Raw genomic sequence first — 1086 nt, 5'->3', positions numbered from 1 at the left:
GACCTATGTATGTTGCAATTAGTGAGGGCTTCTTTGATAAAGAAGGAATTACCATTGATTTAGCAACTGGACATGCATGCGACACTCAAATGCAATAATTAAAGATGTATTTGTAGATATGAAACCAAATATGGTAAAAGAGTTAAATAAATCATTACCTGAAAATACTATTGGGGAAAAAATTAGAAAAGTTAGAAAAATAAATGATTTAGAGTGTTCTGAATTCTGTAAGATTATAAAGTGTATGAAAAAAACTTTATGGCTTTGGGAATTTGATAGGATTATCCCCCATCCAAACTCTATAAAGAAAATATGTGATAACTTTAATGTTGAATTAGAATATTTTGATTATTACTATAAATGGTATTTTAGTGACTACGAAAAAGCTTTCTTAAAATGGAAAAATGAAAATAACTTTTCATATGAACAATGTGCTTTAATATTAAATACATATGCTAGTACTTTATCAAGCTTTGTACATAAAAAATATAAACCTTCTTATGAATTTTATATGAAATTGAAAGAAAATGGAATAACATAAAAAAGCCCAAAGTAGAAATTTAAAGTTTCTACTTTGGGCTAAAATTCTAATACTTTAATAAATTAAATAGCTTGTACTTAAAATATTTAAATAAAGTCATAGTTGAAATTTTATATATTTATTTAATACTATTATCTTCTAAAATTACATTTGTATTACTTGTTTTACTTTCAGCGTTACTTGTTGCATTAATATTATTTGTATTTTTTTCAGTTATATCTGAATCAGATTTAACTACTTCATTATCTTTAATTTCTGATACTTTATTATCTGAGTCTAATGCATTTTTTGTATCATTATCCTCTAAAATTAAATTTTCATTATTAATTGTAGATTCTTCTTCTATCAAATCTTTATTAATAGTTGTTAATTCTGTATCTTTTACCCATTCATCAACTGAATCTAATTTAGCACTTGTATCTTGTTTGTCACCTAATATAACACTTCCATTAATTTTTTCATATATAGAATTAATAGTTCCATAGCCATTTACATTAACCTTGTCATTTTCATTATCAATTAGTGATGTTATTTTTTCTATAGTA

At 23.8% G+C, this 1086-nt stretch carries 2 protein-coding genes; one reads left to right on the top strand and one right to left on the bottom strand.

All coding sequences use genetic code 11. The features are described 5' to 3' along the window. The first annotated feature begins 76 nt into the window (after positions 1–76). Entirely contained in the window at positions 77–541 is a 465-nt protein-coding gene (locus NG901_RS16590; RefSeq protein ID WP_252217041.1) for a helix-turn-helix domain-containing protein, read from the top strand. A gap of 118 nt (positions 542–659) precedes the next feature. Here NG901_RS16590 and NG901_RS16585 read toward each other — a convergent pair. Further along, a partial coding sequence (locus NG901_RS16585) for a hypothetical protein (RefSeq protein ID WP_252217040.1) occupies positions 660–1086 on the bottom strand: 427 nt, incomplete at its 5' end.

The sequence above is a fragment of the Clostridium sp. CMCC3677 genome (assembly GCF_023845585.1).
GTDB classification, from domain to species: Bacteria; Bacillota; Clostridia; order Clostridiales; family Clostridiaceae; genus Clostridium; species Clostridium aquiflavi.
The sequence above is the reverse complement of the archived record's forward strand: the minus strand, read 5'-3'. Positions and strand labels throughout refer to the sequence as shown.